General features: G+C 37.3%; 18 protein-coding genes. 3 read left to right on the top strand and 15 right to left on the bottom strand.

The genetic code is table 11. The features are described from left to right. Window positions 1–10 precede the first annotated feature (10 nt). From ACPWSR_RS12425 to ACPWSR_RS12415, 3 genes are all read right to left on the bottom strand, one after another. Window positions 11–841, bottom strand: coding sequence for a carbohydrate ABC transporter permease (locus tag ACPWSR_RS12425; RefSeq protein WP_426348547.1), 831 nt, complete (start codon window positions 839–841; stop codon window positions 11–13). Between the two features lie 11 nt (window positions 842–852). Next, window positions 853–1,743, bottom strand: coding sequence for a carbohydrate ABC transporter permease (locus ACPWSR_RS12420; protein ID WP_426348546.1), 891 nt, complete (start codon window positions 1,741–1,743; stop codon window positions 853–855). 110 nt (window positions 1,744–1,853) lie between these two features. Next, window positions 1,854–3,128 carry an ABC transporter substrate-binding protein gene (locus ACPWSR_RS12415; protein ID WP_426348545.1) on the bottom strand — a complete coding sequence of 425 codons (1,275 nt, stop codon included), beginning with the start codon at window positions 3,126–3,128 and terminating at the stop codon, window positions 1,854–1,856. Between the two features lie 326 nt (window positions 3,129–3,454). On the opposite strand from ACPWSR_RS12415, the gene ACPWSR_RS12410 reads away from it, so the two are divergent. Further along, on the top strand, window positions 3,455–4,423 hold the full coding sequence (locus tag ACPWSR_RS12410; protein ID WP_426348544.1) for an ArsR/SmtB family transcription factor: 969 nt from the start codon (window positions 3,455–3,457) through the stop codon (window positions 4,421–4,423). 86 nt (window positions 4,424–4,509) lie between these two features. Here the strand turns inward: ACPWSR_RS12410 and ACPWSR_RS12405 are convergent, their stop codons facing one another. From ACPWSR_RS12405 to ACPWSR_RS12395, 3 genes are read right to left on the bottom strand one after another with little or no spacing between them, the layout of a single operon-like run. Next, complete coding sequence (locus ACPWSR_RS12405; RefSeq protein ID WP_426348543.1) at window positions 4,510–5,091, bottom strand: ATP-binding cassette domain-containing protein; 582 nt, start codon at window positions 5,089–5,091, stop codon at window positions 4,510–4,512. 4 nt (window positions 5,092–5,095) lie between these two features. Continuing rightward, complete coding sequence (locus tag ACPWSR_RS12400) at window positions 5,096–5,890, bottom strand: ABC transporter permease (RefSeq protein ID WP_426348542.1); 795 nt, start codon at window positions 5,888–5,890, stop codon at window positions 5,096–5,098. Then, a complete protein-coding gene (locus ACPWSR_RS12395) occupies window positions 5,829–6,824 on the bottom strand; it encodes an ABC transporter substrate-binding protein (protein WP_426348541.1) in 996 nt (331 codons plus the stop codon). The genes ACPWSR_RS12400 and ACPWSR_RS12395 overlap by 62 nt, the downstream gene beginning before the upstream one ends. Before the next feature lie 439 nt (window positions 6,825–7,263). Here ACPWSR_RS12395 and fba point away from each other — a divergent pair, with 439 nt between their 5' ends. Then, window positions 7,264–8,199, top strand: coding sequence for a class II fructose-1,6-bisphosphate aldolase (gene fba, locus ACPWSR_RS12390; RefSeq protein WP_426348540.1), 936 nt, complete (start codon window positions 7,264–7,266; stop codon window positions 8,197–8,199). A 75-nt stretch (window positions 8,200–8,274) separates the two neighbouring features. Here the strand turns inward: fba and ACPWSR_RS12385 are convergent, their stop codons facing one another. From ACPWSR_RS12385 to ACPWSR_RS12345, 9 genes are all read right to left on the bottom strand, one after another. Next, the gene (locus tag ACPWSR_RS12385; protein WP_426348539.1) at window positions 8,275–11,349 is read right to left on the bottom strand and encodes an Ig-like domain-containing protein; all 3,075 of its coding nucleotides are present in this window, start codon (window positions 11,347–11,349) and stop codon (window positions 8,275–8,277) included. Window positions 11,350–11,386: 37 nt separating this feature from the next. Continuing rightward, window positions 11,387–12,385: a hydroxyacid dehydrogenase gene (locus ACPWSR_RS12380; protein ID WP_426348538.1), complete on the bottom strand. Its 999-nt coding sequence runs from the start codon at window positions 12,383–12,385 to the stop codon at window positions 11,387–11,389. 108 nt (window positions 12,386–12,493) lie between these two features. Then, on the bottom strand, window positions 12,494–13,954 hold the full coding sequence (locus ACPWSR_RS12375; RefSeq protein WP_426348537.1) for an extracellular solute-binding protein: 1,461 nt from the start codon (window positions 13,952–13,954) through the stop codon (window positions 12,494–12,496). A gap of 29 nt (window positions 13,955–13,983) precedes the next feature. Continuing rightward, window positions 13,984–15,774, bottom strand: a complete 1,791-nt coding sequence (locus tag ACPWSR_RS12370; RefSeq protein ID WP_426348536.1) for a sensor histidine kinase — start codon at window positions 15,772–15,774, stop codon at window positions 13,984–13,986. Between the two features lie 21 nt (window positions 15,775–15,795). Beyond that, on the bottom strand, window positions 15,796–17,013 hold the full coding sequence (locus ACPWSR_RS12365; protein ID WP_426348535.1) for a response regulator: 1,218 nt from the start codon (window positions 17,011–17,013) through the stop codon (window positions 15,796–15,798). Window positions 17,014–17,157: 144 nt separating this feature from the next. After that, window positions 17,158–18,087: a carbohydrate ABC transporter permease gene (locus ACPWSR_RS12360; protein ID WP_426348534.1), complete on the bottom strand. Its 930-nt coding sequence runs from the start codon at window positions 18,085–18,087 to the stop codon at window positions 17,158–17,160. A 12-nt stretch (window positions 18,088–18,099) separates the two neighbouring features. Next, window positions 18,100–19,035 (bottom strand): ABC transporter permease, encoded by a 936-nt coding sequence (locus tag ACPWSR_RS12355; protein WP_426348533.1) that lies wholly within the window; start codon window positions 19,033–19,035, stop codon window positions 18,100–18,102. A gap of 200 nt (window positions 19,036–19,235) precedes the next feature. Further along, the gene (locus tag ACPWSR_RS12350; RefSeq protein ID WP_426348532.1) at window positions 19,236–21,095 is read right to left on the bottom strand and encodes a glycoside hydrolase family 20 zincin-like fold domain-containing protein; all 1,860 of its coding nucleotides are present in this window, start codon (window positions 21,093–21,095) and stop codon (window positions 19,236–19,238) included. An 18-nt stretch (window positions 21,096–21,113) separates the two neighbouring features. Further along, window positions 21,114–23,045 (bottom strand): hypothetical protein, encoded by a 1,932-nt coding sequence (locus tag ACPWSR_RS12345; RefSeq protein WP_426348531.1) that lies wholly within the window; start codon window positions 23,043–23,045, stop codon window positions 21,114–21,116. Window positions 23,046–23,244: 199 nt separating this feature from the next. Between ACPWSR_RS12345 and ACPWSR_RS12340 the strand changes: the two genes are divergently transcribed. Beyond that, complete coding sequence (locus tag ACPWSR_RS12340) at window positions 23,245–24,174, top strand: ROK family protein (RefSeq protein ID WP_426348530.1); 930 nt, start codon at window positions 23,245–23,247, stop codon at window positions 24,172–24,174. Window positions 24,175–24,181 lie beyond the last annotated feature (7 nt).

Genomic DNA, 24,181 nt, shown 5'->3' with positions numbered 1-24,181 from the left:
ATCCCTCCATTTATTTTATTCCTGAATGTGTAAAGCCTTTAACTATATAATTATTTACAAATATAAAGCAAATTAATACTGGAAGTACTGTCATAACTGTTGCTGCCATCATAAGACCAGGATTATTATAATTTTCTCCTAAAACCAACGCAGCTACTCCTAAGGTTAGAGTTCGCATTTCTGTCCTATTTATCACCAGGGATGGCCATAGATAGTTATTATACAAGGCTAAAAAGGTTATAAACCCTTGGGTAAAAAGAATTGGCTTAATGGATGGTATAACAATATGCCACAATATCTGTAGGGTAGAAGCTCCATCAAGATATGCCGCCTCTTCTAAAGCCTTTGGGAAGCTCTTTAAAAAATTATAAATTAAATATATAACCATTACTCCTGACCCTGATGGAAGGATTAAAGGCCAAAGACTATTAATCATTTCAATTTCTTTGAAGATGTAAAACAAAGGAAAGAAGGTTACTATTTCAGGAATAGCCATTGCCCATATGAGCCCAATTATTATCAGGGACTTAAAGGGTACTTCTAATCTAGCTAAAGCATAGGCTGCTAGGGTACTAGTTGTTATTCTAAGAATCGTTCCTGCAAAGGTTACAATGATAGTATTTATAAACCATCTTCCTATGGGTGAAGAGGCAGTGTTAGCAAATAAATCCTTATAATTTTTCAAGGTCCATTCCTGAGGTATTAATGTAGAGGAGGTCATAGCTTCCGATAATCCCTTAAAGCTTGTAAAAATCATAAAGAATAATGGCAGTAAAAATAAGTAAGCAATGATACATGCAACCATTACTAATACAACGGTTTTTAATTTTTTACTCTGCATAAGCTCTCCTCCTATAAAATTTCTTTTTCTTTGGTCATATAATACTGTCCAATAGAAATTAAAATTATTATTATCCCCATCAAAATAGTCATAGCACTTCCTATCCCAAGATTGTTTTGTTCCATTATGGTAGAATTAATGAACATTATTAAGGGTTTTGTACTCTGACCTGGTCCACCGGAAGTCATTAAACGCGGCTGCCCATAAACATTAAAGGAGGCTATGATTGTTGTCATCAAAACAAAAAAGAATACATTCCTTATATTAGGCATTATGATATAACGAAATTGAGACCAAAAGCCAGCACCATCAATAGCTGAAGCCTCATAAAGTGAATAATCCACCTCATTTAAAGCATTAATAAATAGCATCATATTATAGCCAATTGTCCACCAAACTGTAGCTATAGTTAAGGTAAACCATACATAAGGCTGCAGCTCCAGCCATGGTATTGGCTCCTTTAAGATATTCAGCTCCATTAAAAGACTATTAAAATACCCTCCATTTCCTTTCATAAGCCAAATAAAAATTGCTGATACCGCTGTAACGGATACAGAATAGGAGGTAAAGTATATCGTTCTGAAGATTCCCTTACACCTTTCTGGAAGTCTATCTATTAATAGTGCTAGAGCCAGGCTTAAAAAAACCAATAAGGGTGTGGTATAGCCTACAAATATAAGAGTGTTTTTAAGGCCTAATATGAAGGCTTTATTATACATTGAATCAGAAAAAAGTATTTTTATATAATTTTCCAAAGCAATAAACCCTTGATTCCCAGCTATTAGACTATATTTGTGAAGGCTCATATATATACCATAGCCAAAAGGTATCAGCCAAAACAAAATAAAAAATCCTAAAAAAGGCAAAATAAATATTATTGCAGTCTTTTTACTTTTTTTCATTCCTTTCCCCTTTCATTTATTCTTATTTCAAAATATTATCTATAAAAAAAGCTTATATAACTTTTAAAAAGATATATAAGCTTTTTACAATATTGCTTCTTTAAAATATATTACTGCTCTGATAGCTCTTTTGCTATTTCTGTTGCAGTTTTAAGCTCTTCCATCAAGGCTTCCTTTTTAAGGTCAGGTGTTGTTATTACCATGGCCCATACAGTTTCATTTACATATTTAACCTGTTCTCTAACATTGTAGATTGCAGGTAAAATCTCTGCCTTATCAAATATTCCATAGTTAACCTGAGCTACAGGATACTTTTCAGGATTATTCTTCACTTCTTCCATAGTCCCTAGATGTATAGGCGCTTGTCCTGAATCGGCCCAGTTAATCATAACCTCTGGATTATAGGCATATTTCATAAATTCTGCGATTCCCTTAAGCTTTTCCTCATCCTCTACCTTTGCTGATACAGCAAAGTTATGTCCACCAGCGGGAACTTTCAGTTCATCTCCCATAACTGGTATTGTTGCTATTCCCAGATTATCTCCCCACACCTCTTTAGCAGGAGTATAATTCCACGGTCCTGTTAAGGATATAGCTGTCTGAATGTTAGTATTTCCTTCAGACTTTTTAACAAAGGGATTAAATTGATCATTAGCACCTAAATTAGCTGGACTAATTTTATCCTTATATATAAGCTGATTGATTTTCATAAAAGCATCAGCAGCTTCTTCAGTATCAAGCTTTATATGTCCATCCTTTACAAAATCAACACCCATCTGCGTTAAGAATGTCATATAAGCCCACTGATGATCTCCTGTAAGAGGAAGCCCCAAGGTATAAACCCCTGAATTCTCTGAATCCAGTTTTTTGCTTAAGTCAACAAGATCCTCATAGGTTGTTGGAACTTCATCATCAGCTACAAATTCCTTATTGTAATACATGGTGTAGGCATATAAATCTAAAGGAAATGCAAAAACTCCATCATCATACTTTGCATAGCTCTGTGTTTTTGGATGAAAATCATCTTCAAAAGACAAGCCTGCCATGTCATAAATATCGGAAACTTCCTTTAAGAAGCCATCCTGATGATAGGTAGAAATCCAATCAGAATGTATAATAAGCATGTCAAAATCATCAGACTTGAATTTCACATAGTGATCAGCTGTCTGCAGCTGCTCAACTACATATTTATCCTGGGAATTATTAAAGCCATCAACTATTTTTGTCATAAAAGGACCATCAGCGCCGGTAAAACCATTAATAAAGCTAATAACAGTTTTCCCTTCTTCTCCTGCCCCCACAGAATCTTTACTGGACCCTTGTCCACATCCTGATAATATAGATATACATAACATTAAAATAGCTACTAATGAGATTTTTTTCATTGCCTTCCTCCACCTTTCCTTGCAACACTTGTATTATTTTCATTTATTAATTACAATATTTATGTAATAATAAACAATAAATATAAGGTCACCTTTTGATTTATTTTACTTTTTATGTAATAATCATAATATAATGGTATCATCTAAACGTTCTCATTACAATACATTTTTTACTATTTTTTTATTATTTTGCTTTATTTCTATTTTTACCCACTATATATATAATTAAATATACAGTTATTGTTTTTATTTCAGTGTAATTATTAACATCATTTATTACATAAATCTTAAAATTAACATTCATATTAAAAAGAAAGGAAATAAAAATGTCTAAAAAGAAAACTCCAATTAAAATTATAGGAGAAAGGGATATTTCTCTTAACCTAGCAAACAAAAGCCATCAGGAAAAAATAGTGAAGATTGGCAAGGCTCTTTCCGTTCCTGCAAGGATTCAAATATTGAATATATTAAGGTATAAGCCTCTATCTTTACAGGAAATTTCCTCGATACTAGACATCCCCATCTCTTCTATAGCATCACACATAAAATATTTAGAGGATGCTAAGCTTGTAGTAACTGAATCCCAGCCTGGTGTAAGGGGTTCCATGAGGGTATGTATTACTAGTCTTCAAACCTTCCACTTAGACGCCTCTGCACCTTTGAGTCAGGAAATAGCTAAACCTATAACAGTTGATATGCCTGTAGGAAGCTATTACAAATGCAAGGTAGAACCCACATGTGGACTAGCTGGTATTCAAGGACCTCTAGATTCCTATGACAGTCCTCTATCCTTCTATTCTCCAAAGAGGATGGAAGCTCAATTATTATGGTTTCATAAAGGCTACATAGAATATAGATTCCCTAATTTATCAAACTCTTTATTGGACCTCCATGAGATTTCCTTCACCATGGAGCTCTGTTCAGAGGCCCCAGGCTATTCAGAAGAATGGCCGTCAGATATTTCTATTTCAATAAATAATCAATATATAGGAACCTATCGCTCCCCTGGGGATTTTGGCTCTAGAAGAGGCAAGCTAACCCCTGAAAGCTGGGAGATAGGCAAGACACAGTACGGTTTGCTCAAGACCTTCTCCGTAAGGAAGGATGGCAGCTTTATTGATGGGATAAGAACTGAAATTAACACAGCTATTAAGGATTTAGATATCCAAAGCTCACCATATATTTCACTACTTATAGAAATAAAAAGCGATGCTGAGTGTATAGGTGGCATAAACCTCTTTGGTGAAAAGTACGGTGACTATCCCCAAGGAATTACAATGAGTATAATATATTAATAAAAATAGGAGTATATAGCTCTACATGCTATATACTCCTGATTTCTTTCAATGTATCTTATATCTAGAATACTTTTATGCTTATTTTAGCTATTCAAATCAATTATCATATCTGCCTCTAAAAGCTCTGCTTCCTCAAGGCTGTGAGAAACCATTATAACCGTTGCATCCTGTGTATACTTCTTCACATAGGCTGCTGTGAGTTTTAGATTTTCTTTATCCAGGCCCTTAAAGGGCTCGTCTAATAAAATTAAATCACTAGAGGAAAGAATTGCTCTTGCTATGGCAACTCTTCTCTTCATTCCTCCGCTTAACTCTGAAACCGGCTTATAAAAACAGTCTCTTAGTCCAATTTCCTTCAGATGGTCTATAATATTCTCCCTGGATATATTCTTTGGAGCCACAGCTAGAATATTACCTATGGCTGTAAAGCTCTCACAGAGCCTATCCTCCTGAAATACTGCACTAAGCCTTTTTCCTTCTCTTCCCTGAATAATTCCCTTATCCGCCATATCTAGTCCCATGATAAGCCTTAGTATTGTAGTCTTGCCACAGCCGGAAGGACCCATGAGGCAGGTTACCTTACCCTCAGGAAAGGTTAGATTACAGTCCTTTAGAACTGTCTTATCCTTGTAAGCCTTATATATATCTTTAAAAACTATATTCATACAGCTATCCCCTTTCCAGGTGAAGGTAGGCCTTCCTTACACCCCATAGGAAGAGCTTCTCAAAGAATAGGCTTATGACAATTATCACTACTGTCCAGGCGAACAAGTCCTGAGAGCTTAAATATATTTTAGCTTCATAGAGCCTCTCTCCTATAGAGCCATCAGGCATACCTATCACCTCTGCTGCTATCCCCGCCTTCCAGCATAGTCCCAAGGATAAGGTGCAGGCTGATAGTAGGTATGGCTTAACCTGTGGAAGATAGATATATTTTAACTTCCTAAAAAGCTTCATCTTAAAAACCTCAGCCATTTCTAATAGCCCTCTATCGGTACTTTTTATCCCCTGGAGTATATTTGTATAAACAACTGGCAGAACCATTAAAAAAGAAATGAATATAGACAAACTGCTTGAGTCCAGCCATATTAAGCATAGTATGATGAAGGAAGCTACAGGAGTTGCCTTGATCACCGATATATAGGGCCACAGGAGGATTTCAATGAGCTTATGACCTCCTGCTAAGGCTGCCAGCAGCATCCCCACTAAAAGAGCTAGAAAGAACCCTGAAAGTATGCGAATAAAGGAATAGCTTACGGATAGCCAAAAGTCTCCTGTAATTATTAATTCTTTTAATCTTACTAGAACCTTTAAAGGAGATACCAGGAGAAGCTCCTGATTAAGAGCCTCCGCGCCAAGCTGCCACAATAATAGGGCAATAAACACCGCTGCTGCCTTATTCTTAATTTCCATAATAGAAATCTTCCCCTGGAAGCTTTCCTCCAACGGCTTTTGGATTTTCATTATATAATACTTCTAAGAAGCCTTCTACTGCACCTTTCATTTCTGTTCCAGCCATATAAGTTATATTACAATAAGGTATGGCCTTTACAGCTACGGCTGCCTTGATAATATCAAATTTTTCCACAAGATCAGCAGCTTCCTCCACATTTTCATTTACATAGGAGGTAGATTCACTATATTCCTTTAAAAAGCTCTTAAGCTGCTCTGGATTCTTCTCTGCAAAATCCCTTCTAACAACTAAAACACCAGTGATAAGCTGACTTCCATTGTCTAAGGCTTCCCATTCCTCAGTTAAATCAACAGCTACTCGCAGGTCCTTTATAGAACCTTGAGCTACCGTCACAAATGGCTGAGGAAGTAAGGCTACTGCCTCTTCTTTTTGAGCTAAGGCTGATACCACCTCTGTATGCTCATTTTTCCATTCTATAGTAACATCCTTCTCTGGATCTAAGCCATTTTCCTTCAGTATATAGTTTAAAGTATATTCGGGAGTTGAGCTCTTTCCTGAGGCTATTATAGTCTTACCCTTTAAGTCCTGAACTGTTTGTACTGCTTCGCCCCTCTCCACCAGGTATAAAACTCCCAGGGTGTTAACCGCTAGAAGCTGCACCTCTCCTTCTGTATTATTGTACAGAATAGAAGCTAAGTTTACCGGTACTGCCGCTATATCCAGCTCTCCCTTAATGAGCTTAGGGGTCAGCTCATCGGCAGAGCCAGCTATGGTGAAGCTATAGTTATTTGTCCCCTTGCTCTCCTCTGCTTCCTCCATGAGCTTAACCATTCCCATGGAGGTTGGACCTTTTAGCCCACCAATATTAATGTCAATAGCCTCGGGAGCCCCTTCCTCTGAAACAGTTTTATCAGAAGAATTGCAGCCTACAAATAAAGCTGAGGTTAAAATAATCGTCATTAATAGTGAAATAATTTTTTTCATGTAAATCCTTCTTTCTCATATTATTATGGTTTACATAGCCCTAAAAATAATAAAACCTCGTCAAAAGACAAGGAGATAAATTTCTACTTATTCTCCATCGTCTTTATAATCCGGTAATACCCGATTAAGCAGCACGACAAATTATAAAACTCCTAGTCTTAGGAAAACCTTTGATTTCGGATTATTTTTATAGGCAATTTTTTTATGTGAACTATAACTTTATTATATTTGAATATTCACTCAAATACAAGGATATTGTTATTTTTTTAACACATATTTTTACAATAATACCCATGATAGCTTGATGATATATAATATTCTTAATATTTGAAAAAATACATGTAATAGGTGTATAATTTAAAGAGAAAATAGAGAGTTATGTTCTCTTAGACCGATATGTTGTGACTACCTTTATTAATTATGAAAGGATGATATTAATATGCCATTAGTAACCACAAAGGAAATGTTTAGTAAGGCTTATGCCGGAGGCTATGCTGTTGGAGCCTTCAATGTTAACAACATGGAAATAATACAAGGTATCACTGAAGCTGCAGGAGAACTCAACTCTCCTCTGATACTTCAGGTTTCATCGGGAGCTAGAAAATATGCTAATCACTCATATCTAACTAAGCTGGTAGAAGCAGCTCTTATAGAAACAGATATACCCATAGCACTTCATTTAGATCATGGTGCAGATTTTGAGATTTGTAAGGCCTGCATCGATGGCGGCTTTACCTCAGTTATGATTGACGGCTCTCACCACTCCTTTGAGGATAATATAGCCGTTACAAAAAAGGTTGTAGAATATGCTCATTCAAAGGGAGTTGTAGTAGAAGGGGAGCTTGGACAGTTGGCTGGTATTGAAGATGATGTAAATGTATCCAGTGAAGATGCACAGTATACACAGCCTGAACAGGTTGAGGAGTTTGTAAGCAGAACTGGAGTTGATTCTCTTGCCATAGCAATCGGTACAAGCCATGGAGCCTTTAAATTTAAGCCAGGGCAAAAGCCTATGCTTCGCTTTGATATATTAGATGAGATAACAAAGCGTCTTCCTAACTTCCCTATAGTTCTCCATGGAGCTTCTAGTGTTTCTCAGGACTATGTGAAGATAATACAGGAAAATGGAGGTAATCTTAAGGATGCCATAGGAATTCCTGAGGATATGTTAAGACAGGCTGCAAGATCTGCTGTTTGTAAGATTAATATTGATTCTGACCTTCGTCTTGCCATGACCGCAGGGGTGAGAGAGGTTCTCTTTAATAATCCTTCTGCCTTTGACCCAAGAGACTACCTAAAGGCTGGTCGCGCTAATGTTAAGGCATTGGTTACCCATAAGATTCTCAATGTTCTTGGCTCTGATGGAAAGGCATAATATCATAATAAATCTATGAATAGTTAAAGGGACACCATCCATTATAAAATGGAGTGTCCCTTTTTCATATTATTACTACTTATTTGGTTTTCCTATAACCTTAATTTCCATGGATGCTGTATAGCTTCCATCTTCAGTGGTAACAGTTATCTTAGCTGAGCTCTTATCAAGAGCTGTAACCTTACCTTCTGAGTCCACAACAGCCACTTTTTCATTATCTGAGGAATAGCTTACCTTTTTGTTAGTAGCATTCTCAGGATATACTACAGCCTTAAGGTCATAGGTTTCACCTATTTTTATATTTTTCTTTCTGTCAGGAAGAGCTATTCCTGTTACTGGAATCACTACCTTTACAGTTATGGTGTTAGTAGTTAACTCTTGTCCCTTATAGCTTACCTTCATGGCTATGGTGGTTTCACCAGTTCCTAATGCTGTGAGCTTGCCATCCTTAAGGGCTACAACTCCTTCATCACCAATGATGTACTCTACCTGTAGATATTCATTAGAAAGCTCTACTCCATTGGATAATAAGGTCTTAAGCTCTAGATTCAAGGTGTCACCAAGGTTTAGAACCTCCTTATCTCCTGAAAGAGCTGCTGAGGAGAGAAGTATAGGAAGCTTTCTAAGTCTGGTAGCTGCTCCATAATAGATATTACCAACAGGATCAAGATCAAATAAATTTACACTTTCACTTAATAGAGTCTTATATTCGAAGGTTTCTGTATCTAAGGCTATAAGCTTATTGCTTACGTTAGTATACATATATCCATCCTGTCCCCATCTTATATAATAAGGTCTAAAGCCATTGGCATGGGTATTACCAGGATAAAGTCTTTCATATTTTACTACCTCAAGATTATCTGGATTAAGGGCAAATACTGTGCCATCAGTACCAGTTACACCCCATAGAAGTCCATCTTCACCGAAGGATAAATCTCCAATGAAGGTTGGCTTTGAAGTAAGCTCAGGTATCTCTAAATAAACCTCTTTGAGCACCTTTCCAGTAGCCTCATCAACCATTGCAATCTTTGCTTCATCAGCTGTAGGAGTACTTCCAAGTCCCCCCTGGATATAAGAGCTTACATAAACCACTCCATCCTTGTAGGCAACTCCAACTATGCTTTGATCCTCAATTATATTTGTATAAACTCTGGCATCCTTTAGGCTTCCATCTTCATTTTCTTCATAGATGGTAAGGGCGCCACCAAGCTTTCCATAGGTAGGAATTGTACCAATAAAGAGCTTATTTTCATGATTCTTAATTACAAAGGGTCTGTCCTGATCATCCTCTATATCATAAACGATACCAGGGTTACCAGTACTATCTTCTCTGTAATTGAAAGGCTTGTCTGGGTTATATCTATATATGACACCGCCAGTATAGGTTCCAAAGTATGTGCTTCCATTCATAAAGCCTATGCCTTCAGGCTGATGGAAGGTTGGCATGTTATGAAGATAAGCTTCGCTAATGGTATCATAGATGCTGGCACCTCTCATATAACCACCGATATTAAGCTGTCCCTCTGGGCTTATAGCAAGAGATTGTAGTAAAACTCCCTGAGCTTCTACATCTGGATAATGCATTTCAAACCAGTTATCCTCTGGATCATAAAATACGCTATCAGTATAAGCTCCCATGGTAGCCAATACAGTCTTACCGGCTTTTTCTCCTTGTGTAAGAGTAACCCAGGTAGTATCCTTTAAGCCTGTGGAAGGAAGTGGTGGTATTCCTTCTATAAGTGTGCTCTCTAAGGTTTTAACATTGTAGGAATAAAGCTCTGTTTTATTTGCCTTATAATATACTAAATCCTCATTATAAGGTGATGGTGGAGATATCATCTTACCATCGGTAGTCAGTGTATCTAAATGCTCATAGGTAGCCTTGTCAAAAACATAAACTGTTGTTCCAATACTTGCTATGATCTTATCCTGTACTACCATAACATCAGCAAACATTGTAGGAGGTTCTGCCACGGTAATTTCTTCTTTTTCTCCAGTGGTGAGATCATACTTAATCACTGAGCCTGTTACTCCCCCAACACCAGCATAGAGGTCATTGCCATCGATACCTAAGCCTCTTACGTATTCTGCTCCTTCCTTCATTCCCCCTAAATCTCTAAAGGTTTTAGAAGCAATATCAAATTCATATACCTTACCAGCAGTTCCCTTATTATAGGTAGCCATATATACCTTACCAGCTTCACTGGTCTCAACATCCCATATGAATTTGTGGTCAGCAATTGGTCCATATTCTTCAATCCTCATCTCTTCAGTGAGGTATACATATAGCTTGCCATCATTGGTACCAGAAAAATAAACATTATTATCTGGTCCCATATCTATAGCCCATACTACATCTACTCCAGGAAGAGCTTTGGAGAATACTCTCTCACCAGTTTCAGCATTTACTGCATAGAAGGTTGCTGGGGAACCATTAATAGCAAAGAACTGAAGATTAGTTCCTTTGGAATCCTTTGTATAAGCCGCTCCTTGAGTTAAAGGCACCTGAACAGCTTCTCCTAAATCTTTTGAGGCACCGAATTCTACCTTTACGTTACCTTCCTTTAAAAGAACCTTTTCTAATGAAACATTATCTACATAAGCAGTGCTTACTCCGCCCGCTCCCATATAGAACCAAACTTGAGCGTAAACAGCATTAGCTGGAGCAGCTCCTTCTATTACTGCATCACTCCACTGATTCAAGGTATTAGCTAAAACAGTGTATGAGCCATTATTAGCTATTTCCTTTTTATTGCTATCAAAGAATTTAAGATATAATCTTACACTTGCCTTAGCTACATAAGCCTTAGCTCTTAATATATAGGTAGCGCTTGGCTCTATCTCTAAAAATTCACTGGTGGCTCCCACGGAAGCCTTTGTGCTATTATCAACTATCTTAAGGCTGTCATTTCCTTCATAAGCCTGTTCACTAGAAACCTCTACAGAGGTGTCAGCAGCTGTAGGCTCAGGAAGTCTTATCCATCCTGGTATTAAGCCCTGGCTGCTATCTTCAAAGCCTGGATTGGTCATAGTAACAAATTCTTTATCTGCTGCTTCAGCCGTCATAGTGAAGCTCTTGGGAGTCCAAAGGAATGATGTGATAAGAGTTAATATAAGTAAAATATTTATAATCCTGAACTTATTTTTCAAAGAGATTTCCTCCTCAGCATTTTTAAATTTGATAACACTATTCTTTAGTCATTAGTAAGGCATGGCTGCTCTTAATTTCTAAAGGCAGCACTTCAGCAGAATCAAGATATACTATACTTTCCAGGAGCGCTTCTGTTACCTTTGCCCTTCTATCCACTGTAGGCCCTGCCATGTGAGGTATTGTAATAACATTGTCTAAGCTTCTCAGCCTACTATCTTCTGGAAGTGGCTCCTGCTCATAAACATCAAGGACTGCCTTAAAGGTATTCTTTTCAAGGGCAGCTATGAGAGCCTTTTCATCCACTATGCCGCCTCTGGCAGTATTTATGAGGATGGTTCCTGGCTTAATGAGCTCTAATAGCTCCTCATTAATCATATGATGGGTATCTACCCTGTAGGGTGAATGGAGTGATATTATCTTACAATCGGTAAATATCTCTTTTAATTCAGCCTTTTCCACTCCATATTCCTCTAGTGCTTCTTTTGTGGCAGAATTGGAAAACACCTTTATTCTGCATCTAAATGGCTTCAATAGCTTGATGAGGCTTCTAGTCACTGCGCCAAAGCCCACAAGGCCTACAGTTTGATCTAATAGCCCCTCATTTTTAAAGTCTCCAGCTCTCCAGCCTCCGCTCTTAACCTCTCCATTGTAAAATATTAATTCTCTCAAGGAGCAGAGCATGTAGGCGATTACACCTTCAGCTACGGATTCGGCATATAGCTGATTACCACTTAAAACTCTAACCTTTTTTTCATAGAGCTCCTTTGTTGCTACATTGGCTACGGAGCCACCAGTGTGGAGCAGTGCCTTTAGCTTATCTGCTTTTTCTAGAACCATAGCAGTTAAAGGGGGAGTACCCCATCCGGTTATACATATTTCCTTATCCTTCAGGGCCTCCTTAAATTCTTCTTCTGTATACTGCCTTCCTAAGGTGTTATGCTCAACCTCTCCTAGAGTATCCAGGTGTTTTAAAACCCTTTCTGGGAAAAAGGTATCCTTGGTTACCCCTGAAGGCATTGCTACTAAAATCTTCATCTAGCTTCCCCCTCATGAACTTTTATAGAAAAGTCAGCCTTAAAAAAACAGGCTGACTTAAACTATGATGTCATTAATAATTTATTGTTGATCAGTATATACAGTTTATTATTTGCTAGTATACCAGTCGTTCATTTCCTTTTGAGCTTCAGTACCACCTTCAGTCTTCCACTGAGCTACAAATTTCTCGTAGTTAGCTAAATCCTCTGTTCCAGCTATAGCCTTAAGGATATAATCCTTTTCTAAGGTAAGAAGCTTTTGGTTGTATTTAGCATTTACTTCTAGTGGAGGAGCAGTAGCATTTAAATCAACCTTACCATATTCCATCATTGCTTGAAGCTTTTCAAAGGTTTCACCGATAACCTTATCTTTTCTAGTTCTTACAGGCCATAACTCTTCATATAGCTTCTGATCTGTACTTGTAATGAACCAGTCTGCATTATTTCTTTCTTCATTGAATTTAGGCAATATTGGATTGATTTTTCCTTCTGCATCCTTTTCCCAATGAGTTCCTTCAATTCCGATAGCAAGCTTCTCAAAGGTTTCAGGCTGAACCTTAAGATCCATATACTTCATAGCATGCTCTTTGTTCTTGGAAGCCTTAGGTATAGCTATATACCAGCCTACGCTTGTTGCTTGTACCCATGAACCCTTTTGTCCATCTTCACCCTCTAAGCCAAGGATTAATTCTATTTGAGAATCAGGGAAGTTGCTAGCTAAAGCAGTTGTTACAGCAGCAGATATTCCCCAGCCATAGGTCATTATAGCAGCCTTACCACTGGTGAACTTTTCTTGAGCTACAGCAGAGTTATTTATAGGCCACTCAGAATCTATTAAGCCTTCATCATAAAGCTTATTCATGAACTCTAGGTATTCAACCATACCTGGATTTTCAACTCTATTTCTAACCTGTCCATCTACATCCTCCCACTGAGTTACTACTCCAAAGGCTCCAGCAATTTCATATACTAAATGCTCAAAGCCAGTAAGAGGTATCATATCAGTCTTTTCTTTTATTGCCACAAGGAGGTTATAGAATTCATCTAGAGTAGTTGGTATTTCCATTCCCACCTGTTCTAATATATCATCTCTTATAGCAAGACCACCATTAACGAAAGGCTTAGGTGACTTTTCAGGTATACCGTAAATTACTCCATCTATCTTAGCACTTTCCCAGCTCTCATCGGAGTTAGCCTCTAGAAGGGTTTGTCCATATTCCTCTAACAGCTCATCTAAAGGCTCTAAAGCACCTTCATTAGCAAGTCTTTGATACTGTGAGCCAGAAAGCTTAACAATATCTATTTCCTCTTTATTAGCCATAAGGAGATTTAACTTATCATCGTAGTTTTCTAAAGGAAGTATTTCATAGTTAACCTTATAACCAGTTTCTTCCTCTAAGAATGCTGCTACGGGATCCTGGTTAGGATCAAAATTTCTTTGGAAGCCAAGCTGTCTTAAAACAGGCTTTTCTCCTGAAGCTGTAGGATCAGCTTTTTTTGTTTCTCCACAGCCAGCTAAAAGTCCTGCAGATATTATTGCTGTAAGCATTAAAGATATTGCTTTTTTCATATATTACCCTCCTAAAAAATTTTATATAATTATTTGTGATTTACTGCAGTGTCATAAGGCAAAGCAGGAAATACAATTATTACCTTAGTTCCTTTATTAATCTCGCTTTCATAATAAAGACCATATTCAGTCCCATAGTGAAGCTTTATTCTTTTATTAACATTCCTAACTCCATAACCCTTACCTATTTCTTCTGAGGTTAAGGTAGAGAGAGTTTCCTCATCCATTCCTCTTCCATTATCTGAAACTGTAAGGATAATATTTCCCCCTTCTCTCCTACCTGATATGGCCACATGGCCTGTTTTACTGTCAGACTCCATGATTCCGTGGAGTATAGCATTTTCAACTATGGGTTGAAGCACTAGCTTTACCGTAGAGAAATCTAAAATTTCTTCAGGGGCATCTATAGAACATTCTAACCCTTGAGAGAACCTTTTCATTTGAATGTCCATGTACATTCTCACATGATTAATTTCATCTCTTATAGTAACTACATCTTTTCCACCACTGAGGCTAAGTCTGAAGAATTTCGCTAGGGTATTAACCATGGCTACTACATCATCAGCTCCATATTTCATAGACATCCAGCAAATCATATCTAAGGTATTGTACAAAAAATGGGGATTGATCTGTGCTTGTAATGCTCTGAGCTCAGCGTTTTTCTTGTCCAGTTCTGCTTCGTATTTTTGTTCAATGAGCTCTTTTATATTATCTACCATCTGCTTAAAGCTCCTCTGAAGGACACCAATTTCGTCATTTCCATCTACCTGGATTTTCACATCCCATTTTTCATCTTCTATCTTTCTCATAGTCTTAATAAGTGTCTTTATCCTTCCAGTAAGGCTTCCAGACACCACATAGGCAATGAAGGCTGCAAAAAACATAGCAATTATCATAAGTAGCAGTGTATCCCTAAAAATAACTGTGCTGCTGCTTAAAATTTCCTTAATAGGTATAATGGCCACAAGTCTCCAATTAGTATTTTCAAGCTTCTTGTAGTAAACTATTGATTCCTCATCATTTATTTTATATTTGCTATGCCCCTCCCCCTTTGCAATCACCTTAGAATAATAATCCTCTAAGGATATGTTCTTACCTAGCGGTTCTTTACCGTCCGAGGAAATTACAACCCCCTCATCATCCAGTAAAAACACTCTTCCACTAGTGGTAAATTTGACATCCTTTACAATTGAATATATGTTTTCCTCTAAAATATCCACAGAAACTACACCTAAAGGTTCTCCATATGGATTGTCTCCCATAACAGCTCTTGCTACTGATATAACATTTCTTTTACTATTGTTATCATCAACTCCTGGCAGCTCATAAATATAAGTGCTTCTCCAGGTTATGCTTCCTTTGTTCTCTATGGCTCTCTTATACCATTCCTCATCAGCCACATTCTTAGCATTCAATATCTTGTTGCCGGAGTTAACATAAATGGCATCATTGCTTGCATAGAGCCTTATATTATATATCTCCCTTGCTGTTTGTGCAGATAATAGTATCTCCATAAGCTTTTGATAATCATCTATCTGTTCTGAAAGAGGATAGCTGTTGCCTCTTTTTGAAAGTATATCCGTAAGCTCGTTATCTAAATATAGATAGCTGGAAACATCCTTTACATTGTTTAGCTTGTAGGAAATAAAGTTATTAGCTTGCTCAAAAGCCTGTCTTGTAGAATTTATCGTTTGCTGCTCTAATATTTCAGCGGATTTTTTATAGGAAAAAAAACCAACAATTGTAGCTGTGAGAACTATAACTAATATATTTCCTAGAAGCAGCTTATATCTTATCTTTGTATTTTTAAGAATCCCCAATAAATACCTTCTCACTCCCATTTAGTGAAGCTCCCTATAATCTGATGGATTAAGTCCTGTAATCTTTTTAAATACCCTGGCATAATAGTTAGCATCGTTATAGCCTATCCTTTCAGCTATCTCATAAAGCTTATAACGCCTATCACGGAGAAGAGCCTTTGACGCTTCTATCCTCACCTGAGTTATAAAATCATTTACGGTTTTACCCGTTTCTTTTTTATAAAGCTTACATAGGTATTGAGGTGTTAGATACACTGCTGAAGCTATTGAATTTATTGAGATATTCTTCTGATAATTATTTTGTATATATTCCTCTATTTCTCTTATGATTGATTTATCTTTATTTGAATCGTATTCAATAACCCTGTTATTAATTTTATAGCCTCTGGTTTTAATAGCTTCTTTAGCTTCATTATAGGATTCCTTAAGCTCATTAAGCTCTTTTTTCACTTCACCAAAGGCGGATACAACAGATAAGCCATGAATATTGTTAAGCTTGTCCAAAACATCATTGCTGTAATTTAAAAGCTCCTCATAGTCTCCTTTATGTCTTAAGCGATATAGAATTATAACTTGATTCTCTATGGTACCAGAAATAAAAGTAATCTTTCTTTCAATACCTAGATTGTTAATAATCTGAAGTATTTGCTTTTCACTATTATCACCACGATTTTCTATGAGCTGACACAAGAATTCTCCATTAAGAGGAAATTTAATGTTAAGTAACTCAAGACCATCTTTAAGCTTATCAAAATCTATAGCACTACTATTTAAAATATCCTCGATGAGGCTGTTTTTAAAATAAAGCATGCTTTTTTCATGATTCAAAGCCTTTCGCTGTTCCTCTAACCGTTTTCTTTTTTCGTCTCGAATATGATCAGCAGTCTTATTTATAAGCTCCTGAAACTCCAAAAGATTAAAAGGCTTTTCTATATAGTCTGTAGCCTTAAGCTTAATGGCAGATTTTAAGTACTCCGTATCAGAGTAGCCACTTAAAAATATAATGCTGCAGAGTGGTAGGGAAGCCCTGAGATTCTTTGCCATTTCAATACCATCCATTTTAGGCATCCTTACATCACAGATGGCCAAGTCTGGTTTAACCTTTTCAGCAAGGTGAAGACCTTCAAGACCATCAGTTGCCTCTCCTACCACTTCAATATCTGCAGACTTCCAATTTACATATTCTAAAAGACCTTTTCTTGTTATCTGCTCATCATCAACGATAATTGCTTTGATCATACTTATCTCTCCCCTAACTATTTTAAGGATAATATGGTTTTAATTATAATTATAATTAATTAATAGTAACTATTAAAATTTTTTTAATTATTTACTAATATAACATATAATACTTAAAATTAACAGAGGGAGTGACAAAATATCTTAGCCTTTTACAGAACCAATGAGCACACCCTTGACAAAATATTTCTGTAAGAATGGATATACGCATATGATAGGTAAGGTTGCAGTTACGATAGAAGCAGCCTGTATCGCCGCAGGAACTATATTTGCTGTCCCTTCTATATCAGGATTATAGCCTGCTTGCTTTAATACATCAGAGGTGGAAGCTAGGAGCTCCTTTAAGTAAAGCTGCATAGGCTTTAGCTTAGGATCTGTGATGTATATCATCGCCTGGAAGTAACTATTCCAGTGAGCAACGGCAAAGAATAAAGTTATTGTAGCTATAACGGGCATAGATAAAGGAATTATAATTCTCAGCAGAATTTTCCAATTAGATGCTCCATCAATCTTTGCTGATTCTTCAATACTTTCCGGAAGAGCTTCAAAATAATTCTTCATGATAAGCATGTTATAAACATTAATCATATTTGGAAGAATTAATACTGCCAGCTTGTTCACAAGTCCAATTTTCTGCATTACCAAATAGTTAGGGATTATACCTCCATTAAAGAGCATGGTAAATACAAAGAACAGCATAAGAAACTTTCTTCCTCTCAGCCTCGGTTTTGATAGAGGATAGGCAGTGATTATTGTCATTACAATTCCAGTAAAAGTACCTAATAGAGTAACTATGATACTTACCTTCAGGGAGTTCATGAACATGTCATTCCCAAGAACAAATTTATAGGTGTCTATCTGAAAATCTACTGGTATAAGGCCTACCTTTCCAGAAACTACTGCAGCCTCACCACTGAAGGATTTTGCCACTAGGTTCACAAAGGGCAGAGTAGTTGCAAGGCCAAATAATATGAAGAATAAGTAATTTAAAGCTTCAAAGATTTTTTCCCCAGGAGTAGATTTAATCTTATGAGATCTAGGCTGGGTATTTTTATTTAGTACGTTTAATGCCATCTATATCACCTCCTACCATATACCCTTTTCGGTATATTTCTTAGCTAAGTAATTTCCTGTTACCACTAGAACGAATGCTACCACTGAGTTAAACAGTCCTACTGCTGTGGAGAAGCTATAGTCCATGGTTCCAAGACCGACTCTCACCACATAGGTTCCAATTACATCAGCAACGTTATAAACGGTAGGGTTGTACATTACCATTATCTGTTCTGTACCTGCTTCTAATATGCTACCTAATCTAAGGATAAACATCAGAACAATAGTTGGTGCTATTCCGGGAAGAGTAATGCTTTTTATCTGCTGAAACTTATTTGCACCATCGATTCTTGCAGCCTCATACTGCTCTTGGTCAATTCCCGTAATAGCAGCTAGATAAACTATAGTACTCCACCCTGATTCTTTCCAACCTTCAGTAAATACTAATAAAGGTCTAAAAACACTGGAATCCATAAAGAAAGGAATTTTTTCTCCTCCTAAAGCAACAATTATGGTATTTATAATCCCATCATTAGCTGATAGAAGATTTACAAAGAGACCATAAACTATAACCCAGGAAATAAAGTGTGGTAAATATATAACTGTCTGTACTGTTTTCTTGAACAGAAGATTTTTAATTTCATTCATTAATAGAGCCATTAAAATAGGTAGAGGGAATAAGAATATCACCTTAGATAAACTTATAATTAAAGTGTTTTTAAACACATTTACAAACTCTGGTGTAGAAAACAATCTTTGAAAGTTGGCAAAACCAACCCATTCACTAGCCATTATCCCCTTAAAAATATTAAAATCCTGAAAGGCTATTATTAGTCCGTACATAGGTGTGTATTTAAAGAGGAGTAGTGTCAAAATACCTGGTATTAAGAGAAGATATAAATCCCAGTCCTTCTTAATATCTATCCAAGCACTTTTCTTTACAGCCTTTGGAATATGTGCTACTTTCATTTTTTTTGTTGATAGCTGCATCGCGTTCATCCTTTCTTCCTTAGTAACTATATTTTAATAAATAGCTGTAAACCTTTAAATATAGTAGAATTATTAAAATGAGTAATATATTAACCTTTTGGTAATTTCCTATACATAACTATATATTTAAGGAGCTGCTGTTTTTTTATCACAGCAGCTCCTTAATTACTTCTCTGTTATTAAAGTGTCCTTAAATACTCTGTCAGGTTATAAACAGCTTCTCTGATTCTTATTAACTCACTTTCTTTATTTCTACTTCTCCAGAGCTTTCCATAGCCTTCAAGCCATAAATCAAAAGCCTCCGCAAGGTCCTTTGGTTCAATGATGTACTCTATGCCATCATGATTAAAGGTGTGCTTCTTTATAGGAAGATAAGCTGCTGCCATAAGGGAGATTCCATCTGCTGCTGAGATAAATTCCTCCATATCAAGTCTTCTATCGGCATATATATTCCTTACCTTCTTTTTTAAAGCCTTAGATGCTTTATGACCTTCCTCATAAGCCTTAAGTACTTCTTCCTCCTCTATAGCCTCTATCTTTTCCAGCCAAGGATTGATTCTCTCGGGAGCTTGAAGTTTTCTTTCTCTCCAGAAGGTCAGGTAAGACCAGTGGAAAGGCTGATGTCTTGAAAGCTCTCTTAATACTGCCATGAGATTTTCCTCAGTATCACCATACTCTATAACAGAAATCGCTTTATCTGCCTCTTCTATAGATAGCTCCTCCTCAGGATTCCAGGATAAGGAGGCTCCAAAAATCATACCAGGGGTAGAGCTTCCAAGAAGATTTACATGACCATGATCGCCCCAGTCAGTATTTAAAATACCCTCTGCTCCATATTTCTTTCCGAAGCTTACCATCTTCGTTATATTAACAAAGGATAGATCAAAGACATTTATAAGTCTGTTCCAGCCAGCTGTGGACGGGCATACATACTGCTTAAGACCTGACTCTGCTATTGTTTTAGTATCAGCCTCTGTTACCTCTGCATGATAGCCCCAGTTTAAGCAGGTTACATCCTTAGGGATCTCAGAAAGATATTCAGGGTGCTTCAATATAATATCACCCCAGAAGAGTATCTCCTTATCATAGCCCTTAACTAAGGTTATCACCTTATTTAAGAAATCAGTGTAAAGCCTACCACTACCTACCTTTTCTAAAAGCTCCTTGTTCTTTCCTTTACCTAAATCAAAGGTTTCATCACAGCATATATTAAACTTTTTAGAGCTGAAGAGAGGAACAAATTGTTCCAGCATCCTTCCTACTACTTGGATACTTTCAGAATTCCTCACATCAAGGGTATGGTGTGCCATTCTGTCCATCCAGGAAAAAGGCCTATGATAATCTATTTCCAGCTCAGAAAGATGAGAATAGCTCCTGCTTATCAAAAGCTCGTACAAATGTCCAAAGGTAGAAAGGGACGGAACAAGCTCCACATGTCTTTCTATGCAGTATGCATCCAGCTCCAAAATCTCTTCTGAGGTTAATGGATCTCTTCCTGTCCATATTTCAGTAAAGCCCTTAAAGGCAAAGGTATGCTCTATATAAAGCTCAAGATGGTTTATCTTATAGAAGGATAACCTATCTACAAGCTCCTTAAGGGTTTCTAGAGTGGGCACCTTACCCCTGGTAACATCGTGATAGAAGCCTCTATTCTTAAAATAAGGCTCATCGGAGATAGTTAGGGCTGGAAGCTCAAGGCCTTCCTGCCTTATTATCTGCCTTAAGGTTTGTATTCCATAAAATAGTCCTGCTGTTCCTTCTCCGGTAATTTCTATGAATTTATCCTTTATAACAAGGGAGTAGCCTTCTCCTACCTCCCCCTGCTTTTTAAGTATTATTCCTTTGCTTAGGTCTTCCCTATAGCTTCTATTTATATTCACATCCAGCAGCGTAGCCTCATAAACCTCACCTTTAAGCTGTCTTGCTCCTGGTAAGTCCTCTAAAGAGCAGCTTTTAGTTAATATTATTTCTACGTCCTTATCAAAGGAGAACTTCCCCGCAGCATACTCCATTTTTTTTGGTTTCGGCAATAAATACATACAATCACTCCTTAATATTTAGCTGTTAAATACAGCCTTTACTTTATCCTCTAAAAGACCCATGTAAAGTCCTGCAGCTATTTCTCCTATAGTCCAGCCTGACTCCATGGCCCATGGTCCCCAGCCCGCATCAGCAGGAGAACCAAAATACTCCATGTACTCTACATCAAAGCCTCTAGCCCAGGCTCCATTAAGCTTTTCATCCTCACTGATAAGCTGTATCCCCAGGATAAATCTCACATTTTCCTCCCAGAGCTTCTTAAACAGCTCATCACCAGTGATATAGTAGGCTTGTATAAATGCCAGGGGTAGCCAATTATTTGAGTATAATAGATCTACTACCATGTCACCATTTTCAGCCAGAAGAGAGCACTCACCATCTCCTTTAGTGTTTCTCATGGTTGCTTTATAACCTTCGTCCCATTCTACATAGGCTCCAGAGCTGTGCTTAAACTGCTGAAGACCCTCAGTAACCTTATATAGCCAAGCCTTATGCTCCTCTTCTCTGGTTATCCAGTATAGCCAGCTTAAGGGTAGGATGAGACGGCAGTATTCCTCTGTCTGACTCTGCTCTCTTACAGTATCAGGGTAGGTGTTCATAATTGTGGTGAGCCCCTTAACAGCCATTTCCTTGTAGCTTTCTTCACCGGTTAGCTTATAATATAGAAGCATCGTGCCAAGATAATAAGCATTATAATGGGCACTGGCTAGATTTCCAGGAGTCTCTGACAGCTCTTTTATTCTTTCTTCTGAAAGAGAACAGATATCAGTCCTCATTATCCTGGTACCATCAGTGCCGGTAGTTCTAATCATAAAATCTAAAGCTGCTTTAGTTTCCTCTAGATAGCTTCTCTCACCAGTTATTATGCATCTAAGGAGATGACCATTTATAGCTCTAGCAACATCATCCTGATAGCAGGTTTCAAAGGCTTGATTACTCCATCTCACCATCCCCTTATAGGGACCCTCCTCTTTTATCTGCATGGTATCATATACAAAAGAAGTTAGATTGTCTGCTATTACCGCCCTTTCCTTACTGCCACTATAAAGATAATCAAAGAAATTCACCATGGCTGCTTCTCCAGCACAATCAGCTCTGATTAAATCTGCAAATCTCTGTCCACCATCAGGATATATTTCCGTTCCATAGCCTTCGTATATTCCGCCCTTTCCTTCATCTATAATAAGCTTTGAGCTGCTCAGCCAGTTTAAGGCTGCTTTAGTGCTCTCTTCAACGGCCTCTTTAAGCTTATCCCCCTCAAGAGCTTTCATTTTTTCAGGTCCCTTTATGGAATAAACCGGTTTCACCCTATCCATGGTGATAGCTTCCTCTACTACCCAGCTCAGTATATAACCCACAAGGGCATGGATTTTTTTAATAGGTGCATATCTTCCTTGAACGAAGCTAGCTAGTCTGAAGCCGCAGATTAGAAGATTTTCCTTCTCGAACCACAGAGCTCTATCTGAGCTATCAAACTCACTCTTATCTATATCCTTATAGGCTTTATGAGAATGGAAATTCATATACCTTAAAACTGGCTCCTCAGTAGAGCAGAATTCCTTATGAGGTCTTATTCTAGTCCCACACTGATCATCTAGTATATCTCCATGGTCTATTCCTTTTATAGGAGCTTTATTAGCTGAAAAAACTAATCTATGAAATCTAGTTGTAGAAGGATTTTCAAAATATACGCTTCCAATGCTACCGCAATATTCCGCAAAGACCTTCTTTCCTTTTTTAAGCTCCTGTTCTACAAAAATCCTTTCACCAGGATGAAGGAAAAGAGGTTCCTCCTGATCTCCACCTAGAAGAATAAAGGAGCTGTACTCTCCTAAGCCTTCTTTCGGCAGAGAGCCTGGCTTAAATATATCCATAGCTACCTTATTATCTTTTAGAACCTTTAAAATATCACTATTTCCTCGGGTAATTACTGCAACCTTTTTACTCATTAATAACCTCCAAAATATTTAATCCTTACAGCAATATTTCTTCATTTAAAGCTATTACGAATATATCCTATATTTGCTGATTTTGTAATATGTAAACGTATTTTAACTATAATAGTGAAGAAAATATTAATTTAGTCTTATATACATAAATTTACCTCAAGAGTATATTAGAAATATAATGAACCATAGGAGGGATATAATGGGTAACATTGCGTGCTTTGATGTTGGAGGCACCTTTATAAAATTTGCAGTTATAACTAGCGACGGTGAAATTTTAACAAAAAACAAATTTCCCTCCCCCACAGAAAACTGCAGACTTACAGTTCCACAGGGAATTATAGCTAAAGCAAAGGAGCTTATGAAGGAATATAAAATCTCCGCTGTTGCCATAAGTACTGCTGGTGTAGTTGACAGTCAGGAAGGCAGCATAATCTTTGCTACAGATAATCTTCCTGGCTATACTGGAGCAAGGCTAAAAGCCTCCATAGAAGAGGAACTAAAGCTTCCTGTAGCTGTAGAAAACGATGTAAATGCCGCTGCCATGGGAGAGCTATGGATGGGTGCCGGAAAGGATAGGGATAGCTTTTTATGCCTTACCCTAGGAACAGGAATAGGTGGAGCTATAGTAATTAATGGCAAGCTTTACAAGGGTATTAATAACGGCGCTGGAGAAGTGGGACATATTATTTTAGAAGAAGATGGAGAGCCCTGTACTTGTGGAAATTCAGGCTGCTTTGAGAGATATGCTTCTACATCAGCACTGATAAGAAGCTATTTAAGAGAAGCTCAGAAGGAAGGACATAATATCTCCTCTATTACTGGAGAAGAAATTATGGAAAAGGTTAAGGAAGAGGAGCTACTAGCTTTAAAGGTATATAAGCGCTTCCTTAAGGATTTAGTAAGAGGCCTAGTAAGTCTTACTCATATATTAGATCCGGGACTTATAGTAATAGGTGGTGGTATTTCCTCCCAGGGAAAGCCTTTCTTTGAAGAAGTAAATCTACTTTTTAAGGAGCAGGTATTGACCACTTATAGAAAAGGAACAGAAATAGTTCCTGCGAAGCTGAATAACGATGCAGGTCTATATGGAGCCTGTTATCTTGTCCTTAAAGAATTGGCTCTACTTTAAAACCTAA

Source organism: Alloiococcus sp. CFN-8 (genome assembly GCF_049943125.1).
Classification (GTDB): domain Bacteria; phylum Bacillota; class Clostridia; order Clostridiales; family Clostridiaceae; genus JAEXZL01.
This window is presented reverse-complemented; position numbering and strand designations above follow the sequence as displayed.